This window comes from Niveispirillum cyanobacteriorum (assembly GCF_002868735.1).
GTDB classification, from domain to species: Bacteria; Pseudomonadota; Alphaproteobacteria; order Azospirillales; family Azospirillaceae; genus Niveispirillum; species Niveispirillum cyanobacteriorum.
Window position 1 is genome coordinate 2,865,593 of the sequence record NZ_CP025611.1, and the last position, 18,710, is coordinate 2,884,302.

Here is an 18,710-nt window from a genome sequence, read left to right on the forward strand (position 1 = left end):
CATAACGGAGGAAGAATGTTGAAGCGGTTGGGTAGTCTCCTGGTCCTCGCGGCGGCCTTGACGGGTTGCGCCAAGGAAGAGGTCCGCGAGATCAAGCGCACGGATGTGCCAAACTTCCCCATTGCCTCGGCGGTGCAGGTGCCGGCCGGGTCCGATCTGTTCTTCCTGTCCGGCACGGTGCCGCCGGCCGTGAACAAGGATGCCCCCGCCGGCAGCGTGGATGTGTTCGGCGATACCGAGACGCAGACGGTCAATGTCCTGACCCGCATCCAGGAAACGCTGAAGGCCCAGGGTCTGACCATGGGCGATGTCGTGTTGATGCATGTCTACCTGGTCGGCGACCCGGCCAAGGAGGGCAAGATGGATTTCGCCGGCATGATGGCCGGCTATACCAAGTTCTTCGGCACGCCGGAGCAGCCCAACAAACCGGCCCGCTCCACCGTGCAGATTTCCGCCCTGGTGACACCGGGCATGCTGGTGGAAATCGAAGTGGTGGCCGCCAAGGCCAAGAAATAACCGGCTGGGGCCGGTCGGGGGCACGGGAAAGCCCCTGACCGGCCCCTTCGGTTTTCAACGAACCTCCAGCCTGACCCACGGGTAGGGACAGGCGGGGGATCGGGGACGGGGGGCCCGCCATGACCGGAAAACCGGCGGCGGGGACCGGACCCCGGTAAAGCGTCCCGCAAAGGGACCGTATCAGGGAAGAAACGCAACCGAGGAGGAAGGAACCAAACAACCGAGTTGAACAGGGGACCTCTCATGCAGGTAAATAACAGCAAGCCGGCCAAGCGCGCATCCGTGCGGAAGGTCGCGTTCGGCATCCTGTGCACGACCAGCCTTCTGCCGCTGACCGCTCTGGCCCAGCCGGTGGGCGAGATCGAAGAGATCATTGTGACCGGTACGCGCGTGGCCAACCGCACCGCGACCGAAAGCCTGGCGCCTATCGACGTTCTGGGGGCGGGCGATCTGGAAAAGCAGGCCTTTACCGATACCAACGACATCCTGCGTACCCTGGTGCCGTCCTTCAATGTCAGCCGTAACGGCATCTCTGACGGTTCCACCTTCGTGCGTCCGCCCACGCTGCGCGGCCTGCCGCCCGACCAGACCCTGATCCTGGTGAATGGCAAGCGCCGTCACCGGTCGGCCCTGGTGCAGCTTTCCGGTGGTGCTCTGGCGGCGGGTGCCCAGGCATCCGATCTGTCGCAGATCCCCTCCATCGCCATCAAGCAGGTGGAAGTGCTGCGTGACGGTGCGGCGGCCCAGTATGGTTCCGACGCCATCGCCGGCGTGATGAACTTCCAGCTCAAAGACGCCTCGGAAGGCGGCTCGGCCCAGATCCAGTATGGTTCCACCTATGAAGGCGATGGCGATAATGCCAAGTTCGCCGCCAATGTCGGTCTGCCGCTGGGCCCCAATGGCTTCTTCAACCTGTCGGCGGAATACAGCCAGGGCGACCCGACCAACCGTGGTGTTCAGGACCCGCGCGCGCCGGCGGCCAAGAAGGACCTAGCCATGAACTGGGGTGACCCGGATTCGGAAGCCACCCGCGTTTTCGTGAATTCCGGCATCGACCTGACCGATACGGCGTCGATCTATCTGTTCGGCAATTATGGTGCCTCGAAGGCCAATGGCTCCTTCTATTACCGTCCGCCAAGCCTTGACCATGCCGTGAACGGTCCGACCCTGCCGGTGCCGGGTGATGCCGATGGTTTTCGGTTTACCGAATGGTTCCCGCTGGGCTTCACCCCCCGCTTCTATGGCGATGTGAAGGACGCCTCGATCGTTGGCGGCTTCAAGCATGAGCTGGAAAGCGGCCTGACTTACAATGTCTCCGGCTCCTTCGGGCGCAGTCAGATCGATTATGATCTGAAGAATACCGTCAACCCGTCCCTGGGTCCGGCAAGCCCGACGGAATTCTATGTCGGTCGTCTGGTGCAGGAAGAAGAGAATTTCAACGTCGATCTGTCCTATCCGGTGGAGATCGGCTGGGCCACGCCGCTGAACATCGCGGTAGGTACCGAATTCCGCCGCGAGCTGTATGAGATCGGCCCCGGCGATACGGCCTCCTACACGGTCGGCCCCTACGCGTCCTTCATTGATTTCCGTACCAAGCTGCCGGCGGCCCTGCCCATCGGGTCCAATGGCTATCCGGGTTTCCGTCCGGAGGATTCAGGCGAGTTCAAGCGCGACAACATCGCCTTCTACGCTGACCTGGAAGGCGACGTGACCGACAGCCTGACGGTCGGTGCTGCCGCCCGGTACGAGGATTTCGACTATTTCGGCTCCACCTTCAACTGGAAGCTCAGCAGCCGTTATGACTTCACGGATGAGTTTGCCATCCGTGGCTCCGTCAATACTGGCTTCCGTGCGCCGACGCCCGGTCAGTCGCAGACCTCTTCGGTGCAGACCTTCTTCCCCGCCGGTAGCTCCAGCCCGGTGGCGCGCGGTACCTATCCGGCGGCCAGCGTCGTGGCACAGTATTTCGGTGCCAAGCCGCTGTCGGAAGAAAAGAGCGTGAACTTTGCCGGCGGTATCGTCGCCGATCTTGCCGATATCAACATCACCATCGACTATTACAACATCAAGGTTGAGGACCGTATCGCACTGTCCGGTGACTTCAACCCGACGGCGGCGGATAAGCTGGCGCTGGCCGCTCTGGGCGTGCCGGGTGCCAACACGCTGGGTGCCGTCAACTACTTCACCAACTCCTTCGATACCCGCACCCAGGGTGTGGATTTCGTGGCCAACACCACAGTGCCGGCGGGCGAGGGCAAGGTCGACCTGACCACGGCCCTGAACTACAACAAGACCAAGGTCATCAAGCGCAACACCGCCGTTATCGACGATACGCGCAAGGCGGACCTGGAGAAGCAACTGCCGAAGTTCCGTGGCAACTTCTCCGCCCAGTATACGCTGGACGCCTTCTCCATCCTGGGTCGCGCCAGCTATTACAGCAAGTTCACGGACACGGCGAACTACGGCAAGACCTTCGGTTCGGAATGGCTGTTCGATGCCGAAGTTTCCTACGATCTCTATGACAACATGAATTTCGCCGTCGGTGTGCAGAACCTGTTCGACAATTACCCGGACAAGGTCGATGCGCTGGCCGGTGGCGGATATGCCGTGGGTCAGGTTTATCCCGACACCTCGCCCATGGGTTACAATGGCGGCATGTATTATGCCCGCGTGACCGTCAAGTTCTGAGCGTGAGGCACATGGCCGGGGGCGGTGGCCCATCCCCCACCCCCGGCCCTTGAAATCCCTGTTATCTCGACCTTCGCCGCCCCCGGCGTCCCCGGGGGCGGTGCTTGCGAGGTCGTGCCCTGAATTTCCCATCCGAGGCGATGATGGTTGCAATGAACAACATGCCCACCCGGTCCCGCATGACGCGGCGCGAACTGCTGGCCATGATCGGTACCGCGGCTGGCAGCTCCGTCATGTATCAGGCGGCGACGTCGCTGGGTTATGCGGCGGAGAGCGAGTTCAAGGGTCCGCCCAATCTGTCCGGCGCGCCAAAGGGCACCTCGGTGCTGATCCTGGGTGCCGGCTGGGCCGGTCTGGTGGCGGCCTATGAACTGGGCAAGGCCGGGTACAAGGTGCAGGTACTGGAATACCGGGAAAAGGCCGGTGGCCGCGCCTGGACCCTGCGCGGCGGCGACACCTATACCGAACTGGGCGGGTTCACGCAGAAGGTGGGCTTCGACAAGGGCCACTATCTGAACCCCGGTCCCTGGCGTGTGCCGTACCATCATCGCGGCGTGATGCACTATTATCACGAGCTGGGCGTGAAGCTGGAGCCGTTCTTCCAGGTCAATTACAACGCCTATGTCCATTCCAAGAATGCTTTTGGCGGCAAGCCGCAGCGCTACCGCCATGTGCTGGCTGATTTCAACGGCCATGTGGCCGAGCTTCTGTCCAAGCTGGGCCATAAGGGCGGCCTGGATGGCTATGTCACCAAGGAGGACCAGGAAAAGCTGCTGGAGGCCATGCAGGACTGGGGTGCCCTGGATGATAATTATGCCTACAAGGCCAATGCCGAGACCTCCAATCGCCGCGGCTTTGAAAAGGACCCAGGCGGCGGCCTGTCGGGCGAACCGGTCTTCTCCAAACCCATCGAATTCTCGCAACTGCTGCAATCCGGCCTATGGCGGGCCATCGGCACCGGATCGGGTTACGAATTCCAGACCGCCCTGTTCCAGCCGGAAGGCGGCATGGATGCCGGCCCGATGGCGCTGGCCGAAAAGGTGAAGGACAAGATCACCTTCAACGCCAAGGTCACAGAGATTCAGCAGGACACGGGCGGCGTCACCGTCACCTATACCGACACCAAGGCCGGCGGGGCCGTGAAGACGGCCAAGGCTGACTGGTGCCTGTGCACCATTCCCGCCTCCATCTTGTCGCAGATCAAGAAGAATGTGTCGTCTGACATGGACGCCGCCATCAACGCCCTGCCGTACGAGGCGGCGTTCAAGGTGGGCCTTCAGTTCAAGCGCCGCTTCTGGGAGCAGGATGAGGAGATTTATGGCGGCATCACCTATACCGACCTGCCCATCTCCCTGATCGCCTATCCCCACAGCCATTATGGCGAGAAGGGCAAGGGCGTGCTGCTGGGGGCCTATCCTTGGGGTCCGTTCGCCTATGAATTCGCGTCCATGGCGCCGGAGGAGCGGGTGAAGAAATGCGTGGAATTCGGTGCGCAGATCCATCCGCAATATCTGAAGGAATTCGATACCGGTGTGGCCGTCGCCTGGCACCGCGTGCCCTGGACGCTGGGCTGTTTCGGATCCTGGACGGAGGCGAAGCGGGCCGAGCATTACAAGAACATGTGCCAGATCGACGGGCGCATCCTGCTGGCCGGTGAACATGTGTCCTACCTGCCGGCCTGGCAGGAAGGGGCGGTGCAATCATCACTGGACGCCATCACCCGCCTTCACCAGCGCGTTACCGCAAAATGATCATGGGGAAGAACGACATGCGCATGATCAAGCCGATCTCCATCGCCGCCCTGTTCCTGGCCGCCTTTGCCGCCACCGGCCCGGCAGGCGCCCAGCGCACCGATGCGCAGAGCAGCGATTTCGCCGATGCCCGCCGCTTCTCCTATCAGAATGGAGAGCAGCTCTATCACGCCATCTGCCAGGGCTGTCACATGCCCGATGGCAAGGGTGCGCAAGGGGCCGGTGCCTATCCGGCCCTGGCCGCCAATGGCAATCTGGAGGCCGGGACCTACCCGATCCACATGGTGGTCAATGGCCAGAAGGCCATGCCCTCCTTCGCCTACCTGTCGGATGAACAGGTGGCAGCCGTCGTGAATTATGTCCGCACGCATTTCGGCAACGGCTATAAGGATGCCGTGACACCCGAGGATGTGAAGGGGATGCGGCCGTAACCATGGTGGATGAACCTGTCCTGCGCCTGGCCACCCCCGAAGACCGGCCGGCGCTGGAAGCGCTTCTGGAACGGTCGGTGCGCGATCTTAGCCAGGGTTATTACAGCCCTGGCCAGATCGACGCCTCGCTGAAGGCGATTTTCGGGATTGATGGCACCCTGATCGCCGACGGCACCTATTTCGCCGTGGTGGTCGGTGACCGCTATGCCGCCTGTGGCGGGTGGAGCCGGCGTAAGACACTGTTCGGCGGGGATCAGGCGGCGGGCCGGTCGCCGGAACTACTCGACCCAGGCGTCGATGCGGCCAAGATACGGGCCTTTTTCGTCGACCCGTCTTTTGCCCGACGGGGCATTGCCAGCCTGATGATGCGGGCCGCCGAACAGGCGGCGCTGGCCGAAGGGTTCCGCAGCCTGGAACTGATGGCGACCCTGCCCGGCGTGCCGCTCTATAAGGCGCTGGGCTTTATCGCCACCGGGACCCACGCCGAGAAATTGTCGGATGGCAACGTCATCCCCTTCGTCCCGATGCGCAAGGATATCCGGTAGGCGTGAGAGCTGTTTCCGGTTGACCGGAAACAGCGCTGGCGCTTGAGGAACATGAAAAGCTAGGCCAGCAGCTTACCCAGCGGCTTTCCACCCACGATGTGGATGTGGAAATGCGGGACTTCCTGGTGGCTGTCAGGGCCGTGATTGGCCAGTAGCCGATAGCCGCTATCCTCCACCCCCGCCTGACGGGCCACCAGACCGGCGGCGCGCACGAAGCCGGCGATTTCCTCAATCGTCGCCTGGGACGAGAAATCGGCAAAGCTGGTGAAGGGGCCCTTGGGGATCACCAGGATATGGGTCGGGGCCTGGGGATTGATGTCGTGGAAGGCCAGGGCGTACGGGTCCTCGTACACCTTCTTGCAGGGGATTTCCCCGCGCAGGATACGGGCGAAGATATTGCTGCGATCATAGATCAAGGCACCGATCCTTCCACTGTTATGGGAACGCCGTTTCAGGTTTGTGTGCGGTTCTTCTTTTCCTCGATCCCGCTGACGCCCTTCCGTCCCTCCAGGATGGCATAGACATCGGCAGGTTGCACCCCGGCATCGGCCCAAAGCACCAGAAGATGGTAAAGAAGATCGGCGGACTCCGAAGCCAGTTTTTCAGGCGTACCCGCCATGGCCTCGATCACCGTCTCCACCGCCTCCTCCCCCACCTTCTGGGCGATCTTAGCGCGGCCCTTATGGAACAGCCGGGCGGTGTGCGAGCTGTCGGGATCGCCGCCCTTGCGCGACAGAATGGTGGCGTAGAGATCGTCCAGGATGGCGGGATTGGACATCGGCGTTCCCTTTAAAGACGGATCGGTATCCCCGCCTGGGCCATGTGCTGCTTGGCCTGGGCGATGGTGTAGGTGCCGAAATGAAAGATGCTGGCGGCCAGCACGGCGGATGCGTGGCCCAGCTTCACGCCATCGACCAGATGGTCGAGGTTCCCGACGCCGCCAGAGGCGATGACGGGGATGGTCACGGCGTCGGCGACCGCGCGGGTCAGTTCCAGGTTGAAGCCCTGCTTCGTGCCGTCACGGTCCATGGAGGTCAGCAGGATTTCCCCGGCCCCGTATTCGGCCATGCGCCGCGCCCATTGGACGGCGTCAATGCCGGTGCGGTTGCGCCCGCCATGGGTGAATACTTCCCAGCGCTGTTCGCCATTGGGGCCGCGTTCAACCTCCTTGGCGTCGATGGCAACGACGATGCATTGCGCGCCGAATTTCTGCGCGCCTTCCTGCACGAATTCCGGGCGGTGGACGGCGGCGGTGTTGATCGACACCTTGTCGGCACCGGCCAGCAAAAGTTTGCGGATATCCTCAACCGTACGCACGCCGCCGCCGACGGTCAGCGGCATGAAGACCTGTTCGGCGGTGCGGCGGACCACGTCGAAGATGGTCTCGCGATTGTCGCTGCTGGCCGTGATGTCGAGGAAGGTCAGCTCATCGGCGCCGGCGGCATCATAAAGACGCGCCTGCTCCACCGGGTCGCCGGCATCGATCAGGTCGACAAAGTTCACGCCCTTGACGACGCGGCCATCTTTGACGTCCAGGCAGGGGATGATGCGGGCCTTCAGCATCGGATCATTCCCCCCGCAGAACCGCCAGCGCCGCCGCCGGGTCGATGCGCCCGTCATAAAGCGCGCGACCGGAGATGACGCCGTTGATCCCCGTATGCTCCACCTCTTTCAGTGCCCGCAGATCGGCCAGCGAGGACACGCCGCCCGATGCGATAACCGGCGTGGTCAGGTGGCTGGCCAGATCGGCCGTCGCCTCCACATTCACCCCGCCCAGCGCGCCGTCGCGGTCAATATCGGTGTAGATGATGGCGGCGACACCGCAATCCTCAAACTTCAGGGCCAGATCCAGCGCCTTTAAGGTGCTGGTTTCCGCCCAACCTTCGACCGCGACATAGCCGTCACGGGCATCGATGCCGACGGCGACATGGCCGGGGAAGGCCTTGCAGGCGTCCTTCACCAGGGTCGGATTCTTCACGGCGACCGTGCCCAGGATGACGCGGGTCAGGCCGCGTTCCAGCCAGAAGGCAATGGTGTCCAGATCGCGGATGCCGCCACCCAGTTGCGTCGGCAGCTTGACGCGCTTGAGGATAGACTCAACCGCGGCCCCGTTGACGGGCGATCCCGCGAAGGCACCGTTCAAATCCACCAGATGCAGCCATTCAAAGCCCTGGGCCTGAAACGTTTCGGCCTGCGCGGCAGGGTCGGTGTTGAAGATGGTTGCCTGATCCATCTCGCCGCGCAGCAGGCGGACGGCGTTACCGTCCTTCAGATCGATAGCGGGGTAGAGGATCATGCTTGCGGCTCCGTCTCTTCTTCCGGCCTTTCCAGGACCTTGTAATAGAAATGGCCGGCAATGGTCCGGCCCTTGGCGCGGGCGTAATGGGGATGGGTGCCCCAGCGCGTGAAACCCATATGGTCGTAAAGCGTTATGGCGGCCCGCTGCGTTTCCCGAACATCCAGGTTCAGGATGCCGAAGCCGAGATTGGTGGCCTCATCGATGATGGCCTGGGTCAGCTTCCGCGCCATGCCATGGCCACGCGCCCAGGGGGCGACGAAGCTGGTGGTGAGGTTGCAGGCGAAGGCCTGCGCCTCATTGTTCCGGGTCGGGCGGACCAATTGCGCTGAACCCGCGATGACCCCATCCAGACGCCCCACGACCAGGGTGCGTTCCGGTACGGCCATCACACCCTTCCAGTAACGCTCCATCACCTCGCGGTCGGGCGGGGTGACCCAGCCGAAGCCGCCGCCATCAATGATGGCCGCCTCTGCCGCGTCGCACAGGTCGTACAGGTCCGACCGTTTCAGTTCCGTCACCTTCTCTACGGTGACGACACTGTCGGACCCGGCCAGGGGGTTCTGGTGCTCCGCACTCATGGCCGCCACCGCAGGAAATTGCCAATGATGGACAGGCCGGCGGCCTGGCTCTTTTCCGGGTGGAACTGCATGCCGACCAGATTGTCGCGCCCGACAATGGCCGGAAACTCGCTTGCATAATCGCAGGCGGCCAGGACCAGGGCCGGATTGGCGACCTTCATCGCGTAGGAATGGACATAATAGGTGTGGGTGCCCGGCGCGATGCCGGCCAGCACCGGGTGGGCCGGCGCCTTCACGATCAACTCGTTCCAGCCCATATGCGGGATCTTCAGGGTGGGGTCGGCGGGCGTCAGCGCCTCCACCGTGGCATCCAGCCAACCCAGACCCGGATGCACGCCATGTTCTACCCCGGCCTTGGCCATCAGTTGCATGCCGACGCAGATGCCTAGGAAGGGGGCACCCTGGCGGATGACGCGTTCGGTCAGGGCATCGACCATGCCGGGCACGGCATCGAGGCCCGATTTGCAATCGGCAAAGGCGCCGACGCCGGGCAGCACGACGCGGGCAGCACTGCGCACCACATCCGGGTCGTTGGTGACGATGATGCGGGCATCCAGCCCGCCATCGGCCACGGCACGTTCCAATGCCTTCGCGGCGGAACGCAGATTGCCGGAGCCGTAATCGATCAGGGCGACGCTATCTGTCATGGTGCCTTGCCCATGCGACGGGAAGGGAAGGGAAAGGACGCTTACAGCGACCCGCCCAGCACACCCTTGGTGGAGGGCACCGCATCGGCCTTGCGCGGGTCGATCTCAACCGCGGCGCGGAAGGCGCGGGCCAGTGCCTTGTAGCTGCTCTCCACGATATGGTGATTATTCTCACCATACAGGTTTTCGACATGCAGGGTGGCGCCGGCGGCTTGCGCAAAGGCCTGGAACCATTCCTTGAAAAGCTCGGTATCCATGTCACCCAGCTTGTCGCGGGTGAAATTGACCTTCCAGATCAGGTAGGGACGGTTCGACAGGTCGATGGCGACGCGGGTCAGCGTCTCATCCATGGGGATCAGGGCGTCGCCATAGCGCTGAATGCCCTTACGGTCGCCCAGCGCCTTGGCCACGGCCTCGCCAATGGCGATGCCCGTATCTTCGGTCGTATGGTGGAAGTCGATATGCAGATCGCCCACCGCCTCAACCTCCAGGTCGATCAGCGAATGGCGCGAAAGCTGTTCCAGCATATGGTCCAGGAACCCGATGCCGGTGGACACCTTATAGACCCCGGTGCCGTCCAGGTCGACGGCGACACGGATGCGGGTCTCCTTCGTCGTGCGTTCGACAACGGCACGGCGCGGAGAACGGGCGGAGGGAGCGGCTGCATTCGACATAGGATTTTTCCTATCAACCGGCGGGGTTCCTGTCATCCAGCCCTTTTGCAAGGCTGCGTCCGTTCCCTTGCGCGGGCCTGGACGCGGGGGTGATTATAATTGTAATTTTATGACGGCTTGATCCTTTCAGATTGTGTCGCATGCGCCATTCCGCCGGTTCGATCCTTGCACTGTGCTTAATCCTGCTGCTGTCGGCCTGTACCACCACGCCACCCCCAGCGGGGCCGCGCGCGCCGGTACCGTTGAGCCTGGGGCGGGTGCAGGTCGATCTGCCGGTGGGGCACAAGGCCGGTTCCTACACCTGGCGCTGGGACTGGAGCTGTGTAGCGCCTTTCAACGAAGTGGCCTGGATCACGGAGGGGCGGACGCCTGGACTGCTGACCCAGGCGGCGCGCGATGGTGTCGGCCTGGGCGGTCTGGGCCTGACGAACGGGGCGGCACGCGTGCTGACCGGGCGGCTGGTGGATGTGGAGCTGTCCTTGTGCCGGCAGCGGGATGCCCTGTCGCAGAAGCCGATCGGCATTACCGGTGAGGGCAATGTCCGCATCGATTGGGAACTGACCGACCCGCCGGGGCCCGTCCGCCGTTTCACCACGGTGGGTGAGGGGGAGACGGATATCCCGTCCTTGAATGGCCAGTACGACATCATTCTGCGCAATGCCGCCGCCGATGCCGCCCGTCGTCTGGCCACCTTGCCGGAATTCCGCCAACTGGTGATGTCGCCGATGGATGGGGTGGGGCCTGCCGCCGCCGGGCCGGTTCCGGCCCTGCCGGTGTCATCGCCCGTTCAGCCTGCCGCGTTCGTTGAAACGATGGAAGCAGATGAAACGCCGGAACCGGAGCCAGCGATGCAGGCCGCAAGGCCCGTGGCACCGGGGGCGGCACGCGTGCGGATGGGGGCGAATGCCGGGGTGATCGTCGATCCGCGTGGATGGGTGCTGCTGCCCGATACCGGTGCCGATCTGGCCGACCCATTGTCGCTGCTGCTGGCGGATGGTCAGGCGGTGGCGGGACAGTTGCTGTCGCGTGCCTTTGGTTTCCTGCTGGTCCGCCTGCCGGAAGGGAACTGGCCTGCCCTTGCCATCCGCCGTCAACGCCCGGCGGTCAGCCAGTGGCTGCACCGCCTGGATGGGGAGGAGGGCAGGGGGCCGGTCGCTATGGTGGCGGCCCATGCCGGCCCCGTCCGTGCGCAGGCGGCGGAGATGCCATCCCTGCTGCTGGATCTGGATGAGGAATTGTGGCGTAACCCGCCTTGGATACTGCTGGATGAAGAGGGGCGGTTGGCGGCCCTGCGCGGGCCAAAGGCCCTGCCCGGCGATCCCGCCCTCTATTTTGCGCCTGCCCCGGTGATGGCCCATTTCCGGACCATCACCGGGGATATGGGGGATTAACCCTGCGAATAGGCCGTCACGATGGGCACGCGGGCGGCGCGCAGGGCTGGGAAGAAGCCGCCGATCAGGCCAACGATCAACGCCAGGATGATGCCCTGTTGCACCAGGGCGGGGGTCAGGGTCACTGTGAACACGATCTGGGTAAAGCCCTGACCCAAGGTCGAGGTGCTGAACCCGTCAAAGAACAGGAAGATCCCCAGCGATCCGATCACCCCGCCGATCCCGGCCAGCACCAGACTTTCCAGCAAGGTTGCCACAAAGCTGGGAAAGCCACCGAAACCCAGACAGCGCAGGGTCGCAATCTCCCGCGACCGACTGGCAACGGAGCTATACATGGTGTTCAAGGCACCAGCCAGGGCCCCCAGCGCCATGGCAATGGCCAGCGGCCAGCCGGCCGTCTTGATAAGGTTAACGGTGTTTGACGACTGGCCCGCGAAATAGCCCTTCTCTGAAAATACCTCCAGCTTCAGGCGCGGCTCGTTGGCGACATAGTCCCGCAGCAGGTCGATGGATTCCGGTGTCTGCAGGCGCACGCGCACCGTCTGGAACGCCGAACCACGGCGGAACAGGCTCTGCACCACGGTTGCGTCGCCCCACAACTCGCTTTCAAACACAGCGCCATTCATGGAGAAAACGCCCACCACCTTCCAGGTGCCCGTGCCCAGCCGGACCTCACTGCCCAGGTCGAAGCCCGCAAACTCCCGGATAAGGCCTTCGCCCACCACGATCTCGTTGCTGCCCGGTTCGAACATGCGGCCCTGGGTAATGGTCAATCCATCGCGCAAGGCCGCCCCATCCTTGCCGATGCCGCGCAGGGGCAGGTTGGCTTTCAGCCCAGTGGAGCGGCGCACCCCATCGACGATGACGTAAAGTTCACCCGACACCAGGGGGTTGCCATCGTCCTTGCGGACAATGCCCGGTGCCTCCCCGATCAGGCGAAGCTGATCCAGAGCGATAACGGAATTCACTTCTTGCTGGGAGCCATCACGCAGCATGATGGCGATGCCCTCAGACCCGGTGCCATCCAGCGTGCGCTTGAAACCAGCGGCCAGCGCCAGGAAGCTCAACAACACCGTCACGACCATGGCCACCGCCATGACCGTGGAAAAGGACAGCCAAAAACGCTCAGGCAGGCTTTTCAGATTGATGGAACAGACGGCGATAATCTGATTGAGGATACGCATCCTTGCCCCCTGTCCTTACTGCCGACCGAGTGCGGTCACGATATTGAGACGCAGAGCGTTCCAGGCCGGGATGATGCCGGTCAGCAGACCCAGCGCCAGCATGATGGCGACGCCCAGGACCGCATAGTTCAACGTCAGCGCCAGTCCCGGAATGCCGACCGCTGCCCGCATCAACTCCAGCAGCACGGCGGCAGTCCCAAGCGCGGGCAGCCCGCCCAGCAGTGACAGCAGCAGCGATTCGCCCAGGACCATCTTGAAGATCCGGCCCGACGGAAAGCCCAGGGTCTTCATGACCCCGATCTCTTTCGTGCGTTCCCGCACCGCCATGACCATGGTGTTGCCCACGATCATCAAGATGGTGGCGAAGGCAGCCCCAACGACCAGTGTCACGATCAAGGTGATGTTGCCCAACTGGCCCACGAACGCCTGATTGAAGGCCTTTTCGGTATCGGTTGCGGTTTCGGCGGCGGAGTTGGCGAACATGGCGTCGATCCGCTTCGACACATCGGTGTTCAGCTTCTTGTCGGCCGTTTCAATGATGATCCAGCCAGCCGTATCCCGCCCGAAAGTCACCGATTCATTGAAATTGGAATGGTGGAAGAAGGCGACACTGGTGTCGGCATTCTCCTGTGCGGGTTGCATGATGCCGGCAACGGTCAGTTCCCAGGTCTGCTTGCCGGTATTTTTGTTGGTAAAGATGTTGGAGGAAAGCGGGATACGGTCGCCCAGCTTCCAACCCCACCGTTCCGCCAGCTTACGCCCGATCAGCACGCTGGACCGGTCGGCCAGGAAGGCGGCGCGTTCCTCGGGCGTCAGCTTGTAATCGGTAGCGTAGATGTCGAGATAGCTTTCCGGGTCGATCGCGAAGGTCACGATCTGGTTCTTGCCCTCCTGGAAATAGCCACCGAACCAGTTGGCATAGCTGGCACGGGCCACCCCCTCGGTCGCGCGCACCCGCTCAACATAGGAGATGGGCAGAGGCTGGGTGAAATTGATCTTGTTGATCGTCACCAACCGGTTCTCACCGGCAGCCCCGCCAATATTGTTGAAGCCGTTCTGTACACCGGCCAGCACGCCGAAGATCAGGAAGGCGAAGAAGATCGCCACCAGCATCAGGATCGCGCGCAGTTTCCGGCTGAACAGATTGGCCAGGATTAAGGAGAAATCCGTCATGCCGCCACCTGTTCGACAAAGCGGCCCTTGTCCAGATGCAGGACGCGGTTGGCGTAGCGCGCGGCCTCCGGGTCGTGGGTGACCATGATGATGGTCTTGCCCATTTCCTTATTCAGCAACTGGAGCATGGACAGGATTTCATCCGCCGTCTTGCGGTCCAGATCGCCCGTCGGCTCGTCGCAGAGCAGCATCTTGGGGTCGGCCACGATGGCGCGGGCAATGGCCACGCGTTGCTGCTGACCGCCCGACATTTCGCGGGGGAAATGCTTGGCCCGTTCGGCCAGACCCACGATCTGCAGCGCCGTTTCCACCCGGCGCTTGCGTTCCCCCGCGCCCAGGCTGGTGAGCAGCAGGGGCAGTTCGACATTGCGGGCGGCGTTCAGGGCCGGCATCAGATTGTAGAACTGGAAGATGAAGCCGACATTGGCCGCGCGCCAGCCCGACAACTGCCCCTCGCTCATCTGGTCCAGGCGCTGTCCGGCGAAGGTGATGCTGCCGGCGGTGGCGCGGTCGATACCGCCCAGCAGGTTCAGCAGCGTGGTCTTGCCTGAACCGGAGGGGCCCATGATGGCGATGAAGTCGCCCGCCTCGATGGTCATGTCCAGATGGTCGAAGATGGTGATGGTCTCACGCCCCTTCACGAAGCGCTTCGCCCCACCCTGGATGCTGATCAATGCCGTCATGGTCTTCCCCCAGTTGTCGGCCATTCCCTAAGCCGGCGGTCAATTTACACTCGTCCCGCTGATCGTGGCCGATCATCGGGCCTCAGGCGCCGCCGCCATCCGGCGGCTTGGGCTTACGCGGCACGTGCCGCGCGGCGGCGTTCGCCGCCGTTGACTTCCCGGCGGCGAGCGCCGGGCAATCCTGGATCAGTTCCCGGCCGGCTTAGCGTCCAGGAAAGTGACCTTGGCGCCCATGTCGGGCAGGACCCGGCCGTCGCGCTGTTCAAGCTTGATGCGGACCTTGATGGTCGCCTTGTCGCGGTTGGCGCGCGGGACAACCGCGATGACGCTGGCCGGGATTTTCCAGTCAGGATAGGCGTCCAGCACCGCCTCCACCTTCTGGCCGCTGCGGACGCGGCCGATATTGGCCTCGTTCACATCCACCTCCACCTCCAGGCTGTCCATATCGACCAGGGTGCAGACGCCGGTACGGGTGAAGCCGCCCGATGACATGGGGGAGATGATCTCCCCTGGCTGGGCATTCTTGTCGATGACGACGCCATTGAAGGGCGCACGCACGATGTGGCGATCGACCGTTTCCGTCTGCCGGGCCACGGAAATGCGCGCTACTTCCAGGTCGGCGCGTGAGCCCTTTAGCTGGGCACGCAGGGTTTCGGCGCGGGCCTGGGCGCGCGTCAGTTCGGCTTCCGAGGCGTTGGATGCCTTGGACAGTGAGGCCGTGCGGGCCAGTACGCGTTCGGCATCACGAAGATCGGCGGAGAAACCCTCGATCTGCGCCTGGGCAGACGCAACGCGCGCCTTTGCCAGTTCCAGGTCGATGCCGGCCAGCGTGGCGTCCAGGCGGGCCAGTTCCTGGCCCTTGGTCACCACCATGCCCTCATCGACCAGCACATCCTGTACTCGCCCCGTGATTTCGGCGGAAACGGTGGCGGTTCGACGTGCCACGATATAGCCCGAGGCCACCAGCGTGTTGGTGGGACGTGGCGTGGCCACGGGTGCCGCCGGCGTGGCGGCGGCCGCACCGCCGCTGGCGGGGGCCGTGGCCTGCGTACCCGATGCCGCAACCTTGGCCGGGGCGGCGGCTTCCTGGCCCCCCAGCAGGGCCGGGCCATAGACGCCACCTGCAACGCCCAGGGCCAGTAGGGCCACCACGCCCACCCCCTTGGCCCAGCCCGGCAGACCGGATCGGGGCGGGGCCATCCCCGCCGCCGGCATGTCCGCCGGGCGGTCGATGGTCAGGGAGCGCAGCAGGTCACGTTTATCGGTCATCTTTATTCCGTCCAACATCCAGACATTCCCCGCCGGCATGCGGCGTGGCGATAAGGGTGGGGCGGCTTCGATATCGGTAAAGGGGGCGGTCTTTTCACGGTCGATTACGCGAAACGCGTTCGCGGCTTCGTGAAACGGACCGGCCCGCCGGACAAGGCCCCCCCGACCCTTCCGACGGGCAGCAGCCTAACATGGTTACCGGGCGAACCAAAGGGGAACGACAGCGCTGTCGAAAATCGTCGACGCTGCCGGAAGTGATGCGATCAGTGTTTCAGCCTGACCGTATATTGCAGCATCTGGTCAGGGCCACCCACAACGCTGTCGTAAAGGGCGCGTGCCGGCTCATTGCCCTTGCCCGTGGTCCAATAGACGCGTGCCCAACGGTTTTCCTCCGCCAGGGCGATGATGCGTTTCAGCATGGCGCGCGCCACACCATGGCGGCGATGGCTGGCGGCCACGAACATGTCTGACAGGTTGCAAAAGGGGCGCAGGCTCCAGGCATTATCATGCAGGACCAGATGGCAGAAACCGATGCCATTGCCCTGCTCATCGCGGGCAATCAGCCCCCGTAAGGATGATGCAGGATCCAGCAGCCGGGCCCAAATGACATCCGTGGTCAAGGGCTCCACAATGACATCATATCGTGTCCTATACGCGGCCCAATTACGGCGCCAGCCTTCTTCATCCTGGGGCGACGGGGGAGAGATGGTGAAATCCGCCACAGCCACGGACTCCCGTTAACTATATCTATAGTGGCAAACTACGCTTTCCGCGTGTTCACGTTCAAGTTTTATGCACGCACATGGCGTAATCTGCCATCTGATTGCGCTGCCGTGTCATGCGTTGCACATGCCCGTATGCGAGCCGCGAAAGTACCTGCTTAGGTAAGCGCTTACCGCGCTGCCCGCCCTTGGATGCGGCCAAGGGCAAGGCAGTGGGACGACCCGAATCGATAGTTATTTCTGGTCCGGTAGCAGCGTATCCATCCAGGGTCCGTTGGGCAGGCGGTTGGCCAGATCGGTGATGTGCTTGTTCCACCAATGACGCTGTTCGACCAGGTGGTCATAGTCAAACTGATCCTCCCGCCACTTGCGGTCGGATGGGTGGTAGGTCAGCACATCGATGGGATAGCCGACATCGGCGGAGGAGTAGCGCGTGCTGTCAAACGACAGATAGGCCAGCTTCAATGCCATGGTCATGGTCGTTTCATGTTTCAGCGCGCGGTCCAGGATCGGCTTGCCATAGGTGGTGGCGCCGATGGACAGATAGGGCGTGCGCTCATCCACCTCGATCCAGTTGCCCTCCGGATAGATCAGGAACATGGTCGGTTCCTCATCCTTGGACAGTTGGCCGCCGATGATGGCGTGCAGGTTGAACTTCAGGTTCGACGCCTCCAGCGCCTCCTTGTCCTCCTTGGCGACCGTCCGCAGGCAGCGGGCAAAGGCGTTGGCGGCGTCCAGCATGGTGGGAAACGGCTTGGCCTTCTTGTCCGCCATTTCCCGGCGCAGATAGGCCAGCGTCTTGTCGCGGACGGAGCGCAGGCCCGAGGTCATGACGAAGAACTGTTCCTTGCCATTCTTCATCAAGGTCACCTTGCGCGCCGCCGTCACCTGGGTGCCGGCGGTGATGCGGCCATCGGCCAGGGCGATCAGCCCATCCTTGATCTTGATGCCGAGACAATAGGTCATGGGCCAGCGGCTCCGGTTGCGATGCGGAAGGGGCGGCATCCTGTCACGCTCAACCGGGCCGCGAAACCAAAAAGCTTACATCCCCGCCGCGACCGCAAGACATGCGCCCGTCAGGCTGGAAACCTATCCGGATGGACACGCGACACTCTTGTTGCACTGCACAAAAGTGCCTTGACTCCTCTCCATCGCACCGATATATCTGTCCCCATGCTGCATTGCAGCACGTCCAGGTCCGGGCCGGCAGGTCTGCTTCGGGATGACAAGGCGGCGACCGGTGCCGGGGCTGCACCAGCGGACCGGCAACGACAGAGCGCGAAGGAGATAGCATATGGCAACCCGCACGCCGAAGGGGCCCGTGGCTGGCACGACGCTGAAGAAAGTCGTTGCGAAGCCCGCAGTGGTTCCGCCGGTTGAAAAGATTGAGAAGGCCCCCGTGGCCGCTGAACCCGCGCCGGCCCCGGCGGTCGCGCATGCGGTGGAGGAGGTGAAGACCGCCCCCGCTGAACCCGCGCCGACGCCTGTGGCCGACCCGGTGGCTGTCGAGGCCCCTGTGGTCAAGGCACCCGAGGCACCAAAGGCACCGGCCCCCAAGGCCGTGGCGAAGCCGGCGGCGCCCAAACCAGTGAAACCGGCGGCTCCCAAGGCCGCTGCCGCCCCCGCGGCAAGTGAACCCGCCGCGCCCGCGGCAAAAGATGTTGTCCAGGCTGTCGCCTATACCAAGGAAAAGGTGGAAAAGATGAGCAAGCAGGTTTTCGCCACGTTCGACGATGTCGTCGGCTTCCAGAAGGAAAATGTGGAGGCTTTCGTGGCTTCCTCCACGATCCTGACCAAGGGCTTTGAAGCCCTGTCGAAGGAAATCGCCGCCTTCACCCAGGCTCAGTATGAGCAGTCGGTCGCGACCACCAAGGCCCTGTTCGCCGTGAAGTCGGTGAAGGAACTGGTCGACCTGCAGACCGAATTCGCCAAGTCCTCCTTCGACGCCATCGTCGCCGAGGCCACCAAGGTCTCCGAAGCCGGCATCAAGGTCGCCAACGAAGCCGCCGAGCCGATTACCGCCCGCGTCAACGCGACGGTCGAAAAGCTGTCGAAGCTGAAGGCCGCCTGATATTTGTTCCCTCAGGCGCCGGGCGGGCGCATCCGCGCCCTTGGCTTACGGCACCACGTGGTGCCGGGCCGGCAGTCGCCGGCCACCG

General features: G+C 63.3%; 20 protein-coding genes. 7 read left to right on the top strand and 13 right to left on the bottom strand.

What is annotated here, in order from left to right:
• The first annotated feature begins 15 nt into the window (after positions 1–15).
• The 5 genes from C0V82_RS13295 (at position 16) to C0V82_RS13315 (ending at position 5,931) form a co-directional block, all read left to right on the top strand.
• Complete coding sequence (locus C0V82_RS13295; protein ID WP_102112716.1) at positions 16–516, top strand: RidA family protein; 501 nt, start codon at positions 16–18, stop codon at positions 514–516.
• A 243-nt stretch (positions 517–759) separates the two neighbouring features.
• Complete coding sequence (locus tag C0V82_RS13300; protein WP_102112717.1) at positions 760–3,204, top strand: TonB-dependent receptor plug domain-containing protein; 2,445 nt, start codon at positions 760–762, stop codon at positions 3,202–3,204.
• Positions 3,205–3,356: 152 nt separating this feature from the next.
• Positions 3,357–4,955 carry a flavin monoamine oxidase family protein gene (locus C0V82_RS13305; protein WP_245924088.1) on the top strand — a complete coding sequence of 533 codons (1,599 nt, stop codon included), beginning with the start codon at positions 3,357–3,359 and terminating at the stop codon, positions 4,953–4,955.
• A 17-nt stretch (positions 4,956–4,972) separates the two neighbouring features.
• Positions 4,973–5,386 carry a c-type cytochrome gene (locus C0V82_RS13310; protein WP_199772416.1) on the top strand — a complete coding sequence of 138 codons (414 nt, stop codon included), beginning with the start codon at positions 4,973–4,975 and terminating at the stop codon, positions 5,384–5,386.
• A gap of 2 nt (positions 5,387–5,388) precedes the next feature.
• A complete protein-coding gene (locus C0V82_RS13315) occupies positions 5,389–5,931 on the top strand; it encodes a GNAT family N-acetyltransferase (protein ID WP_102112718.1) in 543 nt (180 codons plus the stop codon).
• A gap of 59 nt (positions 5,932–5,990) precedes the next feature.
• On the opposite strand, the gene C0V82_RS13320 is transcribed toward C0V82_RS13315, so the two are convergent.
• Genes C0V82_RS13320 through hisB form a run of 7 tightly spaced genes read right to left on the bottom strand, consistent with a single transcriptional unit; the run spans position 5,991 to position 10,129 of the window.
• Entirely contained in the window at positions 5,991–6,347 is a 357-nt protein-coding gene (locus tag C0V82_RS13320) for a histidine triad nucleotide-binding protein (RefSeq protein ID WP_102112719.1), read from the bottom strand.
• 35 nt (positions 6,348–6,382) lie between these two features.
• The gene (locus tag C0V82_RS13325) at positions 6,383–6,709 is read right to left on the bottom strand and encodes a phosphoribosyl-ATP diphosphatase (protein ID WP_102112720.1); all 327 of its coding nucleotides are present in this window, start codon (positions 6,707–6,709) and stop codon (positions 6,383–6,385) included.
• Positions 6,710–6,720: 11 nt separating this feature from the next.
• Positions 6,721–7,494 carry an imidazole glycerol phosphate synthase subunit HisF gene (gene hisF, locus C0V82_RS13330; RefSeq protein ID WP_102112721.1) on the bottom strand — a complete coding sequence of 258 codons (774 nt, stop codon included), beginning with the start codon at positions 7,492–7,494 and terminating at the stop codon, positions 6,721–6,723.
• A gap of 4 nt (positions 7,495–7,498) precedes the next feature.
• The gene (hisA, locus tag C0V82_RS13335; protein WP_102112722.1) at positions 7,499–8,227 is read right to left on the bottom strand and encodes a 1-(5-phosphoribosyl)-5-[(5-phosphoribosylamino)methylideneamino]imidazole-4-carboxamide isomerase; all 729 of its coding nucleotides are present in this window, start codon (positions 8,225–8,227) and stop codon (positions 7,499–7,501) included.
• Complete coding sequence (locus C0V82_RS13340; RefSeq protein WP_102112723.1) at positions 8,224–8,808, bottom strand: GNAT family N-acetyltransferase; 585 nt, start codon at positions 8,806–8,808, stop codon at positions 8,224–8,226. The genes hisA and C0V82_RS13340 overlap by 4 nt, the downstream gene beginning before the upstream one ends.
• On the bottom strand, positions 8,805–9,455 hold the full coding sequence (gene hisH / locus C0V82_RS13345) for an imidazole glycerol phosphate synthase subunit HisH (RefSeq protein WP_102112724.1): 651 nt from the start codon (positions 9,453–9,455) through the stop codon (positions 8,805–8,807). Before hisH ends, C0V82_RS13340 begins: the two co-directional genes overlap by 4 nt.
• A gap of 41 nt (positions 9,456–9,496) precedes the next feature.
• Positions 9,497–10,129: an imidazoleglycerol-phosphate dehydratase HisB gene (gene hisB / locus C0V82_RS13350; protein ID WP_054166654.1), complete on the bottom strand. Its 633-nt coding sequence runs from the start codon at positions 10,127–10,129 to the stop codon at positions 9,497–9,499.
• Positions 10,130–10,269: 140 nt separating this feature from the next.
• Here hisB and C0V82_RS13355 point away from each other — a divergent pair, with 140 nt between their 5' ends.
• Positions 10,270–11,520, top strand: coding sequence for a hypothetical protein (locus tag C0V82_RS13355; RefSeq protein WP_102112725.1), 1,251 nt, complete (start codon positions 10,270–10,272; stop codon positions 11,518–11,520).
• Here C0V82_RS13355 and C0V82_RS13360 read toward each other — a convergent pair.
• The 6 genes from C0V82_RS13360 to C0V82_RS13385 form a co-directional block, all read right to left on the bottom strand.
• Complete coding sequence (locus tag C0V82_RS13360; protein WP_102112726.1) at positions 11,517–12,704, bottom strand: ABC transporter permease; 1,188 nt, start codon at positions 12,702–12,704, stop codon at positions 11,517–11,519. The genes C0V82_RS13355 and C0V82_RS13360 overlap by 4 nt on opposite strands.
• A gap of 15 nt (positions 12,705–12,719) precedes the next feature.
• Entirely contained in the window at positions 12,720–13,877 is a 1,158-nt protein-coding gene (locus C0V82_RS13365; RefSeq protein WP_102112727.1) for an ABC transporter permease, read from the bottom strand.
• The gene (locus tag C0V82_RS13370) at positions 13,874–14,560 is read right to left on the bottom strand and encodes an ABC transporter ATP-binding protein (RefSeq protein WP_102113421.1); all 687 of its coding nucleotides are present in this window, start codon (positions 14,558–14,560) and stop codon (positions 13,874–13,876) included. The genes C0V82_RS13365 and C0V82_RS13370 overlap by 4 nt, the downstream gene beginning before the upstream one ends.
• Before the next feature lie 186 nt (positions 14,561–14,746).
• Positions 14,747–15,829, bottom strand: coding sequence for an efflux RND transporter periplasmic adaptor subunit (locus C0V82_RS13375; RefSeq protein WP_102112728.1), 1,083 nt, complete (start codon positions 15,827–15,829; stop codon positions 14,747–14,749).
• Positions 15,830–16,092: 263 nt separating this feature from the next.
• Entirely contained in the window at positions 16,093–16,557 is a 465-nt protein-coding gene (locus C0V82_RS13380) for a GNAT family N-acetyltransferase (RefSeq protein ID WP_102112729.1), read from the bottom strand.
• Between the two features lie 228 nt (positions 16,558–16,785).
• Complete coding sequence (locus tag C0V82_RS13385; protein ID WP_102112730.1) at positions 16,786–17,517, bottom strand: proteasome-type protease; 732 nt, start codon at positions 17,515–17,517, stop codon at positions 16,786–16,788.
• A 328-nt stretch (positions 17,518–17,845) separates the two neighbouring features.
• Between C0V82_RS13385 and C0V82_RS13390 the strand changes: the two genes are divergently transcribed.
• Positions 17,846–18,622, top strand: coding sequence for a phasin family protein (locus tag C0V82_RS13390; RefSeq protein WP_102112731.1), 777 nt, complete (start codon positions 17,846–17,848; stop codon positions 18,620–18,622).
• Positions 18,623–18,710 lie beyond the last annotated feature (88 nt).

Excerpts from the sequence above, each read along its gene's own strand:
- C0V82_RS13295 (WP_102112716.1), top strand. The coding sequence starts at position 16 with ATGTTGAAGCGGTTGGGTAGTCTCCTGGTCCTCGCGGCGGCCTTGACG.
- C0V82_RS13300 (WP_102112717.1), top strand. The coding sequence starts at position 760 with ATGCAGGTAAATAACAGCAAGCCGGCCAAGCGCGCATCCGTGCGGAAG.
- C0V82_RS13305 (WP_245924088.1), top strand. The coding sequence starts at position 3,357 with ATGAACAACATGCCCACCCGGTCCCGCATGACGCGGCGCGAACTGCTG.
- C0V82_RS13310 (WP_199772416.1), top strand. The coding sequence starts at position 4,973 with ATGCGCATGATCAAGCCGATCTCCATCGCCGCCCTGTTCCTGGCCGCC.
- C0V82_RS13315 (WP_102112718.1), top strand. The coding sequence starts at position 5,389 with ATGGTGGATGAACCTGTCCTGCGCCTGGCCACCCCCGAAGACCGGCCG.
- C0V82_RS13325 (WP_102112720.1), bottom strand. The coding sequence starts at position 6,709 with ATGTCCAATCCCGCCATCCTGGACGATCTCTACGCCACCATTCTGTCG.
- hisF (WP_102112721.1), bottom strand. The coding sequence starts at position 7,494 with ATGCTGAAGGCCCGCATCATCCCCTGCCTGGACGTCAAAGATGGCCGC.
- hisA (WP_102112722.1), bottom strand. The coding sequence starts at position 8,227 with ATGATCCTCTACCCCGCTATCGATCTGAAGGACGGTAACGCCGTCCGC.
- C0V82_RS13340 (WP_102112723.1), bottom strand. The coding sequence starts at position 8,808 with ATGAGTGCGGAGCACCAGAACCCCCTGGCCGGGTCCGACAGTGTCGTC.
- hisH (WP_102112724.1), bottom strand. The coding sequence starts at position 9,455 with ATGACAGATAGCGTCGCCCTGATCGATTACGGCTCCGGCAATCTGCGT.
- hisB (WP_054166654.1), bottom strand. The coding sequence starts at position 10,129 with ATGTCGAATGCAGCCGCTCCCTCCGCCCGTTCTCCGCGCCGTGCCGTT.
- C0V82_RS13355 (WP_102112725.1), top strand. The coding sequence starts at position 10,270 with ATGCGCCATTCCGCCGGTTCGATCCTTGCACTGTGCTTAATCCTGCTG.
- C0V82_RS13360 (WP_102112726.1), bottom strand. The coding sequence starts at position 12,704 with ATGCGTATCCTCAATCAGATTATCGCCGTCTGTTCCATCAATCTGAAA.
- C0V82_RS13365 (WP_102112727.1), bottom strand. The coding sequence starts at position 13,877 with ATGACGGATTTCTCCTTAATCCTGGCCAATCTGTTCAGCCGGAAACTG.
- C0V82_RS13370 (WP_102113421.1), bottom strand. The coding sequence starts at position 14,560 with ATGACGGCATTGATCAGCATCCAGGGTGGGGCGAAGCGCTTCGTGAAG.
- C0V82_RS13375 (WP_102112728.1), bottom strand. The coding sequence starts at position 15,829 with ATGACCGATAAACGTGACCTGCTGCGCTCCCTGACCATCGACCGCCCG.
- C0V82_RS13385 (WP_102112730.1), bottom strand. The coding sequence starts at position 17,517 with ATGACCTATTGTCTCGGCATCAAGATCAAGGATGGGCTGATCGCCCTG.
- C0V82_RS13390 (WP_102112731.1), top strand. The coding sequence starts at position 17,846 with ATGGCAACCCGCACGCCGAAGGGGCCCGTGGCTGGCACGACGCTGAAG.